The 14,060-nt window shown below is 70.9% G+C and carries 12 protein-coding genes; 7 read left to right on the forward strand and 5 right to left on the reverse strand.

What is annotated here, in order from left to right; translation table 11 throughout:
* Genes ACZ6TI_RS22295 through ACZ6TI_RS22305 form a run of 3 tightly spaced genes read right to left on the reverse strand, consistent with a single transcriptional unit; the run spans position 1 to position 4,200 of the window.
* Positions 1-2,370 carry a glycogen/starch/alpha-glucan phosphorylase gene (locus ACZ6TI_RS22295; protein ID WP_465347015.1) on the reverse strand — a complete coding sequence of 790 codons (2,370 nt, stop codon included), beginning with the start codon at positions 2,368-2,370 and terminating at the stop codon, positions 1-3.
* A gap of 49 nt (positions 2,371-2,419) precedes the next feature.
* Positions 2,420-3,322, reverse strand: a complete 903-nt coding sequence (gene murQ / locus ACZ6TI_RS22300) for an N-acetylmuramic acid 6-phosphate etherase (RefSeq protein WP_465347016.1) — start codon at positions 3,320-3,322, stop codon at positions 2,420-2,422.
* Positions 3,319-4,200 carry a MurR/RpiR family transcriptional regulator gene (locus ACZ6TI_RS22305; protein WP_465347017.1) on the reverse strand — a complete coding sequence of 294 codons (882 nt, stop codon included), beginning with the start codon at positions 4,198-4,200 and terminating at the stop codon, positions 3,319-3,321. Before ACZ6TI_RS22305 ends, murQ begins: the two co-directional genes overlap by 4 nt.
* A gap of 29 nt (positions 4,201-4,229) precedes the next feature.
* Here ACZ6TI_RS22305 and ACZ6TI_RS22310 point away from each other — a divergent pair, with 29 nt between their 5' ends.
* Complete coding sequence (locus ACZ6TI_RS22310; RefSeq protein ID WP_465347018.1) at positions 4,230-5,198, forward strand: N-acetylglucosamine kinase; 969 nt, start codon at positions 4,230-4,232, stop codon at positions 5,196-5,198.
* On the opposite strand, the gene ACZ6TI_RS22315 is transcribed toward ACZ6TI_RS22310, so the two are convergent.
* Complete coding sequence (locus tag ACZ6TI_RS22315; protein ID WP_465347019.1) at positions 5,177-6,469, reverse strand: exo-beta-N-acetylmuramidase NamZ family protein; 1,293 nt, start codon at positions 6,467-6,469, stop codon at positions 5,177-5,179. The genes ACZ6TI_RS22310 and ACZ6TI_RS22315 overlap by 22 nt on opposite strands.
* 108 nt (positions 6,470-6,577) lie before the next feature.
* Between ACZ6TI_RS22315 and ACZ6TI_RS22320 the strand changes: the two genes are divergently transcribed.
* The 6 genes from ACZ6TI_RS22320 to ACZ6TI_RS22345 all read left to right on the forward strand — a co-directional run bounded on the left by ACZ6TI_RS22320 (position 6,578) and on the right by ACZ6TI_RS22345 (position 12,879).
* Positions 6,578-8,341, forward strand: coding sequence for a serine hydrolase domain-containing protein (locus ACZ6TI_RS22320; RefSeq protein ID WP_465347020.1), 1,764 nt, complete (start codon positions 6,578-6,580; stop codon positions 8,339-8,341).
* A 17-nt stretch (positions 8,342-8,358) separates the two neighbouring features.
* On the forward strand, positions 8,359-9,771 hold the full coding sequence (ngcE, locus tag ACZ6TI_RS22325) for an N-acetylglucosamine/diacetylchitobiose ABC transporter substrate-binding protein (RefSeq protein ID WP_465347021.1): 1,413 nt from the start codon (positions 8,359-8,361) through the stop codon (positions 9,769-9,771).
* The gene (locus ACZ6TI_RS22330) at positions 9,764-10,669 is read left to right on the forward strand and encodes a carbohydrate ABC transporter permease (RefSeq protein WP_465347022.1); all 906 of its coding nucleotides are present in this window, start codon (positions 9,764-9,766) and stop codon (positions 10,667-10,669) included. Before ngcE ends, ACZ6TI_RS22330 begins: the two co-directional genes overlap by 8 nt.
* Positions 10,670-11,566, forward strand: coding sequence for a carbohydrate ABC transporter permease (locus tag ACZ6TI_RS22335; protein ID WP_465347023.1), 897 nt, complete (start codon positions 10,670-10,672; stop codon positions 11,564-11,566).
* Positions 11,567-11,629: 63 nt separating this feature from the next.
* A complete protein-coding gene (locus ACZ6TI_RS22340) occupies positions 11,630-11,755 on the forward strand; it encodes a hypothetical protein (RefSeq protein WP_465347024.1) in 126 nt (41 codons plus the stop codon).
* A 53-nt stretch (positions 11,756-11,808) separates the two neighbouring features.
* The gene (locus ACZ6TI_RS22345; protein ID WP_465347025.1) at positions 11,809-12,879 is read left to right on the forward strand and encodes a DUF2855 family protein; all 1,071 of its coding nucleotides are present in this window, start codon (positions 11,809-11,811) and stop codon (positions 12,877-12,879) included.
* Here the strand turns inward: ACZ6TI_RS22345 and ACZ6TI_RS22350 are convergent.
* Positions 12,876-14,033 carry an FAD-dependent oxidoreductase gene (locus ACZ6TI_RS22350; RefSeq protein WP_465347026.1) on the reverse strand — a complete coding sequence of 386 codons (1,158 nt, stop codon included), beginning with the start codon at positions 14,031-14,033 and terminating at the stop codon, positions 12,876-12,878. The two genes, ACZ6TI_RS22345 and ACZ6TI_RS22350, sit on opposite strands and share 4 nt — an antisense overlap.
* Between the last annotated feature and the right edge of the window lie 27 nt (positions 14,034-14,060).

Below are 14,060 nucleotides of genomic sequence, written 5' to 3' on the forward strand. Positions count from 1 at the left end.
TCAGGTGACCTTCCAGATGGTGGAGCGGTAGTCGTCGACGGTGCGGTCGGAGGAGAAGAAGCCGCAGCGGGCCGTGTTCAGAATGGACATTCGGGTCCAGTGCTCGGTGTCGTGCCAGGCCGCGTCGACCCGGTCCTGAGCGTCCACATAGGCACGATAGTCGGCCAGCGTCAGATATTCGTCGCGGCCCAGGATCGAGTCGACGATGTCGCCGAAGCCGAGGCTGCCGATCAGGTCGACGGCGGACCGCAGCTCGGGGTCGGCGTCATAGCAGGACCGCGGGCGGTAGTCGCCGCCGCGCAGCTCCAGCGCCTCGTGCGCGTCCAGCCCGAAGAGGAAGAAGTTCTCCGCACCGACCCGGTCGCGGATCTCGATGTTGGCGCCGTCCAGCGTGCCGATGGTGACCGCGCCGTTGAGCGCCAGCTTCATGTTCCCGGTGCCGGAGGCCTCCTTGCCGGCCATCGAGATCTGTTCGGACAGGTCGGCGGCCGGCAGGATGCGCTCGGCCAGCGTCACGTTGTAGTTCGGCGGGAAGGCCACCGTCAGGTGCGGTGACACGGCCGGGTCCGCGGCCACCAGGTCGGCGACGACGTTGATCAGCCGCATGATCGACTTGGCCGCGTGGTAGGACGGCGCCGCCTTGCCGCCGAACAGCACGGTGCGCGGCGGCGCCGAGCCACCGGCCCGCAACCGGTGATAGACGGTGAGCACGTGCAGCACCTTGAGCAGCTGCCGCTTGTACTCGTGGAACCGCTTGATCATCACGTCGGTCAGCGCGTCCGGGTCGCCGGCCGCAAGCCGCACCTTGGCCTGCCGCTTGACCGCCTGCCAGCGCTCCCGGAACGCGGCGTCGTCGACGAGCGGCTCCAGCCCGGACAGCAGGGTGAGGTCGCGCAGCCACTTGTCCCCGCCGAGCGCCTCGCTGATCAGCGCGGACAGCGGCCGGTTGGCGAGGCGCAGGAAACGCCGCGGGGTGACGCCGTTGGTGACGTTGTGGAACTTGTCCGGCCACAACTCGGCGAAGTCGTGCAGCACGGTCTCCACGAGCAGCTTCGAGTGCAGCTCGGCGACGCCGTTGACGGCGGCCGTGCCGACCACGGCCAGGTGGGCCATGCGTACCCGTCGATCGGGTTGCTCTTGAATGATCGACATGCGGCGGATCCGGTCGGCATCGTCCGGGTAACGCTCCGCCACCTCCTCCAGGAAGTGGTGGTTGATCAGGTAGATGATCTCCAGATGCCTCGGCAGGAGCCGGCCCAGCATCTCCACCGGCCAGGTCTCGAGCGCCTCGGGCAGCAGGGTGTGGCAGGTGTACGCGAACGTCTGCCGAGTGATCGACCAGGCGTGCTCCCAGCTCAGCCCGTTTCCGTCGACCAGCAGCCGCATCAGCTCGGGAATGGCCAGTACCGGGTGCGTGTCGTTGAGCTGGATCACCGTCTTGACCGGGAAGTCGTCCCAGTCCGCGTTGCGCAGCCGGAATCGCCGGATGATGTCCCGCAGCGAGCAGGACACCAGGAAGTACTGCTGCTTGAGGCGCAGCTCGCGGCCCGAGTCGGTGCTGTCGTCGGGATAGAGCACCTTGCTGATGTTCTCCGAGCGCACCGCGTTGTGCACTGCCTCGGCATATTCGCCGCGGGAGAACCGGCTGAGGTCGAAGGCCTCCCGGGTGGCCCGCGCGCGCCACAACCGGACGATGTTCACGGTCTCGGTGCCGTAACCCGGGACCAGCATGTGGCTCGGCTCGCCGAGGATGGTCTCCCCCGGCGTCCACAGGCCGTCCACCACCTCGCCGTAGAAGCCGACCTCCTGGCGGTCGTCCGGCGCCGGGAACTCCCACGGGTTGCCCTGGAAGGCCCAGTCGTCCGGCCGCTCCACCTGGGCGCCGTGCTCGAAGGTCTGCCGGAAGATGCCGAAGTCGTAGCGGATGCCGTAACCCGCGGCCGGGACGTCGAGCGTGGCCATCGAGTCGAGCAGGCAGGCCGCGAGCCGGCCGAGGCCGCCGTTGCCCAGGCCCGGCTCGACGTCGAGCGCTTCGATCTCGGCCGGCGACACGCCCAGCGTCTTGAGCGCGGCCGCGGCGACCTCGCCGGTGCCGGTGTAGAGCAGGTTCTGCTCCAACTGCGGGCCGAGCAGGTATTCCGCCGAGAAGTAATAGACCCAGCGCGGGTTCGCGGCATATTGCGCGGCCGCGGTCTTCACCCGGCGCGCGGCCAGGCGGTCCCGCACGGTCAGCGCGAGCGACTCGTAGACGTCCTGCGCGCTGGCCGACTCGAGCGTGGTGCCACGGCGGTAATAGAGGTTGCTGAGCAGATCCCGCTCGAACTCGCTGTCCCGCAGTTCGCGCAGTTCCGGCCGGTCCGGCATGTCCATGACGTTGATCCTGTCATCGTCACGCCGCGGACGCCGCCGGATCCGGCGGTCAGATGCCGGTCAGGGCGGCGTGCACGTGTCCGCCGGCCGCGCTCAGCGCCTGCCTGGCCTGGTCGGCGCCGACGCCGGTGAGCAGCGACACCACGGCCACCTTGGCGTCGCCGCCGGCCGCGGCCAGCGCCGCGCGGCAGCTGTCCAGATCCGCGCCGGTGGCCTCGACCAGGATCCGCAGCTGCCGGTCGCGCAGCTTGTCGTTGCTGGCCAGCATGTCGGTCATCAGGTTGGAGTAGGTGCGGCCGAGCCGGACCATGGTCGCCGTGGAGAAGGCGTTCAGCACCAGCTTCTGCGCGGTGCCCGCCTTCATCCGGGTGGAGCCGGTGACCACCTCCGGCCCGGTGTCCGGCGCCACGTGCACGTCGGCCAGGGCGGCCAGCGGGGACGCCGGGTTGCCGGAGATCAGCACCGTGCGGGCGTCGCGGGTGCGGGCCGCCTCGAGGGCGCCGCGGACGTACGGCGTACGCCCGCTCGCGGTCACCCCGACCACCAGATCGCCGGCGACGACCTCGGCGACCACCGCCATGCCGGCGCTCTCGTCGTCCTCGGCGGCCTCGGACGGGTTGGTCAGCGCCCGCGTACCGCCCGCGATGTGCGCGACCACCCGTCCCGGCGAGATGCCGTAGGTGGGGATCAGCTCGGCCGCGTCGAGCACCGCGATCCGGCCGGAGGTGCCCGCGCCGACATAGTGCACGCGATGCCCGGCGGAGAGTGCCGCCACCCCCAGCTCGACCGCCTCGGCCAGCTCCGGGAGCACCGCGGCGACCGCCTCCGGCACGGTCCGGTCCTCGGCGTTGATCAGCCGCAGCAGGTCGAGGGCGGGCATCCGGTCGATCGCCGCGCTGCCCGGGTTGCGCTCCTCGGTGCGCGCCAGCGGCGTGCCGTCCACGGCCCTCATCCGCGCCGCCGCGCACGCCCGACGTGCCGGCCGCTCACCGCCTCGCGGGTGGCGGCCAGCGCGGTGCTCGTCTCGGCATAGGTGCGCTGGGCGACGCCGACGAAGACGCAGTCGACGACGGTCAGCTGGGCGAGCCGGCTGGACGTCGCGCCGGACCGGAACGTGGTCTCCCGCGCCGCGGTGGTCAGCACGTGGTCGGCCGCGCGCGCGATCGGCGATTTCGGGAAGTTCGTCAGGGCGACCGTGCGCGCGCCGCGCCGCCCGGCCTCCGCGAACGCCTCGATCGTGTCCATCGTGGTGCCGGTGTGCGAGATGCCGAACGCGACGTCCCGCTCGTCCAGCAGCGCCGCGCTGGTCAGGGCCAGGTGCAGGTCGCTCCACGCATAGGCGATCCGGCCGATCCGGTGCAGCTTCTGCATGAAGTCGCCGGCCACGAACGCGCTCGCGCCGACCCCGTAGATGTCCACCCGGCGGGCCGCCACCACCAGGTCGACCACCCGCTCGAGCACGGCGATGTCGAGCTGCACCGCGGTCTCCTCGACCGCCCGGGCGTCGGCGAAGGCGATCTTCTTGACCACCTGCGCGAGGTCGTCGGTCTCGCTGATGTCGCCGCCGACCGGCTCCCCGGCCGCCCCGACCGCCTGCCCGGCCTCGGCGGCCAGGGTGAGCCGCAGCTCGGAGTAACCGCCGAACCCCATCCGCCGGGAGAACCGGATCACCGACGACTCGGACGACGCGGACCGCTCGGCGAGCTCGCTGATGGTCAGCCGGGACGCGGTGGCCGCCTCGTCGATGATCACCCGGGCGACCCGCTGCTCGGCCGGGGACAGCGACGGCAGCAGGCCGCGCGCCCGCACCGTGGTGGGCGAGGATGTCATGGAAGCGGGTTTCCTTCGGTGGGGCGGCTATGCGGAACGTGCTGGTGATCGGGGTCGACGCGGGCGCCACGTCCACGCGGTGCGTGGTGGCGACGCTCGACGGCGAGATCGTAGGCCGTGGCGTCGCCGGTGGCGCCAACAAGAACAGCAGCGGCGGCGAAATGTCCGATGCGCTGGCTCTCGCGATGGAGACGGCGATCGCTGACCGGTCCGCGGTGCGGCTCGGCGTGCTCGGCGCGGCCGGATCGTCGGGCGCCGGCCGGGCCGTCTTCCGAGCGGCCGCGACCGAGGCCTGGCAGCGCGTGGGCCTGACCGGCGAGCTGGTCACGGTGACCGATCTGGAGGTGGCTTTCGCGGCCGGCAGCACCCGGCCCGACGGCGTGCTGCTGCTCTCCGGCACCGGCGCGCTGGCCGCGCGCTTCGCCGGCGGCGCGCTCACGCGACGCGCCGACGGTTACGGCTGGTTGCTCGGCGACGAGGGATCGGCGGTCTGGATCGGGGTACGCGCGCTGCACGCGAGCCTGGCCGCCCTGGACGGCCGTGGCGCCCCGACGGTGCTGGTGGAAGCCGTCCGCGAGCGACTCGGCATTGCGCCGCTGCACGGCGAGGACCTCGCGCAGGCCCTGGTGGCGGCCGGCTTCAAGCTCGCACCGGCGGCCCTGGGCGGGCTCGCCCCCGTGGTCAGCGCCGCCGCCCCCGCCGATCGGGTGGCCGCGGAGATCTGCGCCGCGGCCGCCGCCCGCCTGCTGCGCACCTTCGACGCGGTCGAGCCGAAACCGGGCGACGCCGTGGTGCTGGCCGGCTCGGTGTTGCTCTCCCCCGGCCCGGTCGCCGCCGCGGTCCGCGCCGGCGTCGCCGCCCGGGTGCGCACCGAGCCGCGCGACGCGACCGACGGCGCGAGCGGCGCGGCCGCCCTGGCCATCGCCCGGCTGACCGGCCACCCCGTCGCGACCGCCGTGCACGACCGGCTGACCGGTCACGCCCCCACCCGCGAATAGAGCAGGTAGCGCCGCCGCCGGGCGTCGAACTCGGCCAGCTCGCCGCGCCACGCGCCGACCACCTCGTCGGTGGAGGCGCCCGCGTCGATCATCGTGCGCAGCCGGGTCGAGCCGGTCAGCAGGTCGATCCAGAACGGCCGCGCGCCGCCGTCGTTACGCCAGACGAAGGCCGGGAATCTCCGCGCCTCGACCAGCATCGCGACCGCCGTGCGGATCGGATCGAACACGCCCTGGTCGGTGACCTTGACCTCGATGCCCGCGCACTGCTGATTGGCGAACTTGTTGAAGGTCGGCACGAAGTACGCCTCGCGCACCTCGACGCCCGGCAGGTTCTGCGCGGCCACCGCGTCGCACCAGTGGTAGTCGAAGCCCGGCCCGCCGATCAGCTCGAACGGCCGGGTGGTGCCGCGCCCCTCGGACAGCGACGCGACGCCCTCGAACATGCCGGTGCCCGGATAGACCACAGCGGTGTCCGGAGTGGGCATGTTCGGGCTGGGCAGCACCCACGGCAGGTCGGTGTCGCCGGCCCGGAGCCGCCCGATCCAGCCCTGGCAGGCGATCACCTCGAGAGGCACCGGCCGGCCGGCCTCGGCGGGCAGCAACTCGCCGTTGTAATAGCGGGCCAGCTCGCCGACCGTCATGCCGTGCTGCTGCACGATCTCCTTCTTGCCGACCCCGGAGGTGAAACCCGGCGTCATCATCGGCCCGTAGGCCCGCCCGCCGATCGGGTTGGGCCGGTCCAGCACCACATAGCGCAGACCCAGCCGGGCGGCCGCGGCCATCGAGTCGTAGAGCGTCCAGATGTAGGTGTAGAAGCGGCACCCGGCGTCCTGGATGTCGAACACCACCGTGCGCACGCCGGCCGCGGTGAACATCTCGGCCCACTTGGCCTGACTCGCGACGTATGCGTCGTAGACGGTCAGCCCGGTGCGCGCGTCGATGCCGGTGCCCTCGCTGCCGCCGGCCTGCGCCGAGCCGCGGAACCCGTGCTCGGGGCCGAACACGCCGCCGATGGTGACGCCGTCCTCATGCATCCGGTCGACCAGGTGCCGGTACTCCCGGTCGACTCCGGTCGGGTTGGAGATGACGCCGATCCGCTCGCCGCGCACCGCCGCCCAGTCACTCGCCGCCAGCCGGTCCATGCCGGTGCGCACCGGGATCCGGGGCAGCAGCCCCGGTTTGGCCTCGGCCGGGGTCGATCCGGCGAGTCCGGCCGCCACGCCTGCCGCGCCGGCACTCAGGAGGCGGCGCCTTGCCAGTCGGTACCGCATGGCGCCGAACGTACCCGGGGTAACCGTTGCGTGGCAATAACCTTCGAACCTCTTGCAAGTCCTGAAGGAAAGCTTCATCCTACGGAATCGAGACATGGAGAGGTGTGGATGATGCGGAGATGGCTGGTGCCGGCGTGCTTGGCCGCCTGTCTCGTCGCGGCGACCCCCGCGGCGGCCGGCGCCGCGGTGCATGATCCAACCGTGACCCCGGCCGAGATCCGCTTCTCGCACGACGTGCTGCGCCCCGGCACCGCGCGGCAGGCGGGTCTGCTTCCGGAGAAGGTCGCCGCGTTGCGGCCGATCGCCGAGTCCTATCTGCGGCCCACCCCGGACCACCTCACCTGGCCGGCCTATCCGGGCGCGGTGGTGCTGGCCGCGCACGACGGCATCGTGGTGCAGCGCTTCGCGATCGGCGACGCCGTGCGCTATTCGGCCGTCGGACCCGCGCCCGGCCGAGTAGGTGTCGAACTCCCGCCGGAGCAACGGATCCCGGCCCGCGTCGACACCCTCTACGACCTCGCGTCGATCTCCAAGCTCTTCACCACCATCGTGCTGCTGCAGCAGGTGGAAGCCGGTCGAGTCGACCTTGACGCACCCGTCGCCAGGTACGTGCCGGAGTTCGCGGCCGGGGGCAAGGCCGCGATCACCGTGCGGCATCTGCTGACCCACGTCTCCGGGCTGCCCGCGTTCCTGCCGTTCTACAGCTCCTACCCGACCCCCGAGGCGCGGCTGGCGGCGGTGCTGACCACGCCGGTCGGCGCCGGCACCGCGCCCGGGCAGCAGTACGTCTACTCCGACATCGGGCTGATCTCGCTGGGCGTGCTGATCGAGCGGGTCACCGGCAAGGGCCTGGCCGACGCGGTGCGCGACGGGGTAACCGGGCCGCTGTCCATGCGGGACACCGGCTACAACCCGGGACCGGAGAAGAAGAACCGGATCGCCGCCACCGAATACCAGCCCTACGTCGGGCGGGGCATGGTCTGGGGCGAGGTGCACGACGAGAACTCGTGGAGCATGGGCGGCGCGGTCGGCCACGCGGGCGTCTTCTCCACCGCCGACGACCTGGCCATTCTGTGCCAGATGATGCTGAACGGCGGCACCTACCGCGGGCAGCACATCCTCTCCGCGGGCATGGTCCGGCAGGCGCTGGTCAACTACAACGCCGGCATCGAGCTGCAATACCCGGACAGTGACCGGGGGCTGGGCTTCGAGCTGGCCAAGCACACGTACATGGACGCGATGGCGTCGCCGGTGACGTTCGGGCACACCGGGTTCACCGGCACGTCGGTGGTGATCGACCCGCTCAGCCATTCGTTCCTGATCGTGCTGAGCAACCGGGTGCACCCGGACCGGAACTGGGGCACGAACACGGTCGCGCGGCGGGCGCTGGCCCGCACGTTCGCGGACGCGCACCCGGTGCGGCCGGTGTTCGGTGGCGCCGCGTGGCGCACCGATCGGCGGGACAACGCCACCGTGACGCTGACCGCGCCGCTGCGCCGTGCCGCCCGGGACCGGGCGATCGCGTCCTTCCTGTTCTGGTACGACACCGAGCCGCGCTTCGACACCGCGCTCATCGAGTCGTCCGCCGACGGCGGCGCCACGTGGACACCGTTCCCCGTGACGCTGCGGGCCGGCGGGCAAAGGTTCACCACCGACGGCAGCCTCACCGGCTACGGGGGCCGCCGGTGGTGGCAAGCGAGCGCGGGGGTGCCGGCCGGGACGACGCATCTGCGCTGGAGCTACCGCACCGACGCGGGCGGGCAGGGCCGCGGCGTCTACGTCGACCACGTGCTCGCGGTGGACGCCCGGGGCCCGCTGTTCGCCGGCGACAGCGGCCTCACCGCCGACGGCTGGACGCAATCGACCTCGTAATCAGACGGGAGCCACGGATGGCACACACAATCACCCGGCGCGGTCTGCTGCACGGCGCGGCCGCGGTCGGCGCCGCGAGTGCGCTCGGCGGCTGCGCGATGGGCGGCGGCGACGAGGACGAGGGCGCGGACAAGGGCGGGAAGGGTGAGGTCAGCGCGGCCAACCCGCTGGGCGTCAAGGACGACGCCGCGCTCGAAGTGGTGATCTTCAACGGCGGCTTCGGCGAGGAGTACGCCAAGGCGCACGAGACGATGTACCAGCAGCTGCACCCCAAGGCGCAGGTCAAGCACTCGGCGACGCAGCAGATTTCGGAGACCCTGCAGCCGCGGTTCGTGGCCGGTGACCCGCCGGACGTGGTGAACAACTCCGGCGGCAGCCAGATCGACTTCAACGGCCTGGTCTCGCAGGGCGCGCTGACCGATCTGGCCCCGATGCTGGACGCGCCGAGCCTGGACGACCCGGCCAAGAAGGTGCGCGACACCCTGCTGCCCGGGGTGCTCGACGTGGGCACCTACGACGGCAAGGTGCTGTCCCTCAACTACGCCTATTCCGCCTACGGGATCTGGTATTCGCAGAAGCTGTTCGAGGCGCGCGGCTGGCAGTATCCGAAGACCTGGGACGACATGATCGCCCTCTGCAAGCAGATCAAGGCGGCCGGCATCTCGCCGTGGACCTATCAGGGCAAGCACGCGCGTTACATGAGCTGGCCGATCCTCGCGGCGGCCGGCAAGCTCGGCGGCGTCGACGTGCTCAAGGCGATCGACAATCTCGAACCGAACGCGTGGAAGCACGACGCGGTCAAGGCCGCCGCGGACGCCTACTACCAATTGGCGTCGGACGGGTTCATCCAGCCCGGCGCCGAGGGCATGGACCACATCCAGTCGCAGACCGAGTGGAGCCGCGGAAAGGCCGCGTTCATCTCCTGCGGCTCGTGGCTGGAGAACGAGCAGAAAGCCGTCACGCCCCCGGATTTCCGGATGGCGGTCGCGCCCACGCCCAGCTTGACGACCGGCGACAAACTGCCGTTCGAGGCCTTCCGGGGTACGGGCAGCGAGCCGTTCGTGGTGCCGGCGAAGGCGAAGAACCAGCCGGGCGGCCTGGAATACCTGCGCGTGATGCTCTCCAAGAAGGGCGCCTCCGATTTCACCCGCAAGGTGAGCAGCCTGACCGTGGTGCAGGGCTCGAGCGACGGCATCGAGCTGCCGCCCGGACTCACCTCGGTCACCAAGATGCTCGAGGCGGGAGGCACGAACGCGTTCACCTGGCTCTACAACTCGTATTACCGCAAGCTCGAGCGCACCCTGGTGGACGCCGCCACCGCCGACCTGTTCACCAAGCGGATCAACGCCGCCGAGTGGGTGAACCGTTGCCAGCAGGCCGCCGACTCGATCGCCGCGGATTCCTCTATCAAGAAGTACAAGCGTGCGTGACAAGCGAATCTTCATTGCCACCTTCTTGATCCCGCCCCTGCTCCTCTACGGCATCTTCGTCATTTCGCCCTACGCCCAGGCGTTCCAGATCGCCGGGACGAACTGGGGTGGCCTGTCGCCGGACTTCGAGTTCGTCGGGCTGGACAACTTCCGGCGGCTGGTCGGCGACGGCACATTCTGGAACGCGTTGCGGCACAACGGTCTGCTGCTGTTGCTGCTGCCGGTGGCGACGATTCTGCTCGGACTGTTCTTCGCTTCGATGATCAGCGTCGGTGGCCGGGCCGACCGGGTCGGCGTGCACGGCGTCCGCGGCGCCGGCGTCTACCGCATCGTCTACTTCTTCCCGCAGGTGCTGTCGGTGGCGATCGTCGGCGTGCTCTGGAAGGAGATGTACGCCCCGAACAGCGGCCTGATCAACGGCGCGCTGCGCGCGATCGGGCTGGACGCCCTGGCCAAGCCGTGGCTGGGCGACCCGCGGTTCTCGTTCTGGTGCATCGCGATCGTGCTGCTGTGGAGCAACGTCGGCTTCTATGTGGTGCTGTTCAGCGCCGCGATGCAGTCCATTCCCCGGGACATCTACGAGGCCGCGCTGCTGGACGGCGCGAACCGGTTCGCCACCCTGTTCCGGATCACCGTGCCGCTGCTCTGGGACAGCATCCAGGTGGCCTGGGTCTATCTGGCGATCCTGGCCATCGACGGGTTCGCGGTGGTGCAGATCGTCACCGACGGCGGGCCCGGCTATTCCTCGGACGTGGTCGGGTTGCGGCTCTACAAGACCGCGTTCACCGACGCCCAGTTCGGCTACGCGTCGTCGATCGGGGTGGCGATGTTCTTCCTCACGCTGTCGGTGGCGGTGCTGTTCCTGCGGGTCACCCGGCGCGAACGGGTGGAGCTGTAGATGGCCACGATCACGGATGTTGCGCAGGATACAAGTGCGGAAAGTGAGCCGGCGGCGCCGCGTACCCGGAATGGGTTTTCGGTCTTGTCGCACGGCTTTTTGATCGGCTGGGCGGTGCTCACCACGCTGCCGCTGGCGTGGGCCGTGCTCAGCTCCTTCAAGAGCGATGCGGAGATCCTGACCGATCCGTGGGGCCTGCCGTCCGAGATCCGGTTCGAGAACTGGGCCCGGGCCTGGAACGAGGCGCACATCGGCCGCTATTTCCTGAACAGCGCGATCGTGGTGACCGGCGCGCTGGCGCTGACCATGCTGTTCGGCGCGATGGCGGCCTATGTCCTCGCGCGCTATCGGTTCCGCGGCCGTCGGCTGGTCTATTTCGCGTTCGTCGGCGGCATGATGTTCCCGGTCTTCCTGGCGCTGGTGCCCCTGTTCTTCGTGGTGCGCAATCTGGGCCTGCTGGGCACGCTGCCCGGCCTGATCCTGGTCTACGCGGCCTATTCGCTGCCGATCACCGTGTTCTTCCTGACCTCGTTCTTCCGCACCCTGCCGACGACCGTCGCCGAGGCCGCGATGGTCGACGGCTGCGGCCATTTCCGGCTGTTCTTCTCGGTGATGCTGCCGATGGCCCGGCCCGGCCTGATCAGCGTCGGCATCTTCAACTTCCTGTTCCAGTGGAACCAGTACGTGCTGCCGATCGTGCTGATGCAGGGCGAGGGCGCGGAGAAACGCTGGGTGCTGGCCCAGGGACTGACCGCGCTGGCGGTGAACGAGGGTTACGCGGGCGATTACAGCGGGCTGTTCGCCGGGATGACGATCGCGATGCTGCCGGTGCTGATCGGCTATCTGGCCTTCCATCGCCAGGTGCAGAGCGGGCTGGCGGCCGGCCAGCTGCGCTGACCGCACCCGTCCTGCTACGCGGCCGGACCCGGTTCTGCCGCCCCGGCCGCACAGACTTCTGGCATGACGGTGATCGCGAGTTGGCACGCCGGCGACCGGGGGCAGAGTCGCTACGACATCGCCCGTGAGCTGGTCACGGTGTGGGCGGTGCACCTGCGGCGCTCCTACCGGCTGATCCGTGGGGCATAAGCCGGTATTTTCGCCGATGCTCGGCACCGGCCCGACGTGGAATGCTCGGGTCCGTGGAGACTCCGTGGACGTTCGCCGTGGGCCGTGACGACTTCTCGCGCACCACCCTCGCTCCGACCGGCAAGCCGGCGCTGAGCGCGGGCGAGGCGCTGCTCCGGGTGGATCGGGTCGGGCTCACCGCGAACAACATCACCTATGCCGTACTCGGCGACGCCTACCGCTACTGGGAGTTCTTCCCACCGGCGGCGCGCGGGATGGACGTCGGGTGGGGAGTGCCGCCGGTCTGGGGCTTCGCCGACGTCGCGGAGTCCACGGTCCCCGGTGTCGAGCCCGGCCAGCGGGTGTACGGCTACCTGCCGCCGGCCACCCATCTCGTGGTGCGCCCGGGGCGGGTGAACGAGAAGGGCTTCCGGGACGAGAGCCCGCACCGCGCCGAGCTGCCGTCGCCCTACAACGCGTATCGGCTGACCACCGGCGACGCGGCCTACGAGGTGGCCCGGGAGGACCTGCTGATCCTCTTCCGGCCGCTGTTCTTCACCTCGTTCATGCTCGCCGACCAGCTCGCCGACCAGGCGTTCTACGGCGCCGACGTGGTCGTGCTGTCGTCCGCGTCGAGCAAGACGGCCTATGCGGCCGCGTTCGAGCTGCAGGGTAAGGGCCCGCGGGTGATCGGGCTGACCGCGGCTGGCAACACCGGGTTCACCCGCGGGCTGGGCTGTTACGACGAGGTGCTCAGCTATGACCAGGTCGGCCTGCTGGACGCCGGGGAACGGACCGCATATCTCGACCTGTCCGGGCGGGCCGAGGTGCGGGTGGCGCTCAAGGAGCACCTGGGCGAGAGCCTGGTGCAGGACCTGGCGGTCGGGCTGACCTCGCAGAACCCGAACTCGGGCCGGGCGTCCGCGGTGTTCTTCGCGCCGGACCAGATGCGCAAGCGGACGGTCGACTGGGGGCGGGACGGGCTGGACGCGAAGTTCAGCGAGGCGTGGCATCGGTTCGTGGTGGTGGCCGAGAAGTGGGTGGACGTGGCCGAGGGGCGGGGACCGGAGGCGCTGCGGGACGCCTGGCTCGAGGTGCTGGGCGGGCGGACGGCGCCGCGTACCGCGCATGTCATCGCTCTTTAATTGCCCATCGTGCGGGCCATGGCGCGACGCAGCGGCGGGGTGATCGCGGTGAGGCGCAGGACGGCACGGAAGGCGGCGCGGCCGGCCCACGACGAGTGACCCGCGCTGCGGGCGTTGCGCAGGGACATGCGGACGGCCTTGAAGCCGTAGTCGAGCATCTCGCGCTCGTACCCGGAGATCGGTCTGCCCTCGATCAGCGTGCGGCGCAGCAGATCGGCGTCGCGCAACGCGGTGTTGGCGCCGATGCCGGCCATCGGCGTCATGTTGTGGATCGCGTCGCCGAGCAGCGTCACGCGGGTGGTCGGCCAGGGCTTGACCGGGATGGCGCTGCGCACCCGGAAGGCGTTGACGGTGTCCGCGTCGCTGCCCTCGACGAGCTGCCGGAAGCCGGGTGACCAGCGGTCGATCCGCGCGGCGATCAGCTCCCGCAGCTCCTTGCCGTCGCGGTCGAACACGTCGGCGGGATAGGCGGCCGCCGCGTCGGCGTAGCCCCAGAGCGCGTAGCCACGGTCGCCCTCCCAGGTGGCGGTGAACAGCGAGCCGCGGCCGCGCGGGATGACGATGTTGGCGCGGGTGCCCAGTGGGTGCGGCAGGTCGGCGGGCTGAAAGTGCTTGCCGGCCACCGAGATCACCCCGGTGTCCCGGCGGCCGGCCGCGTGCGGGAGGAGCTGGGCGCGCACCCGGGAATTGGCGCCGTCGGCACCGATCAGCAGGTCGGCCGTCGCGGTCGAGCCGTCTTCGAAGAAGGCGGTGACCTGGTCGCCGGCCTGCTCGTAGCGGACGAAGTCCCGGCCGAAGTGGACCTGCTGGTCGAGCAGGACCTCGCGGAGCTTGATGCGGCTGACCGCATAGTGGCGGCCCTGCCCGTCCATCTCGTCGGCCCGCAACGCCAGCAGGTCCGCGCCCTGATCGGTGAGGAAGCCGAAGCCGCCGTCGCCGGTCGACACCGTGTCCAGGAAACGCTGCCACGCGGCCGGCGGCAGGCAGGCCCGCAGGGCGCGCGCCCCGGCCGGGTTGATGTGGATGCGGTAGCCCTGCAGCCAGTCGGTGCGCTGCTCGGTGCGCTCGTAGACGTCGGCGTCGAGGCCGCCGCGGCGGAGTCCGTGGGCGAGGGCGAGGCCGCCGATGCCGCCCCCGATGATGGCGATTCTCATGGACCCCACTGTCATGTGGACACATGA

The organism is Actinoplanes sp. NPDC051388 (assembly GCF_055586225.1).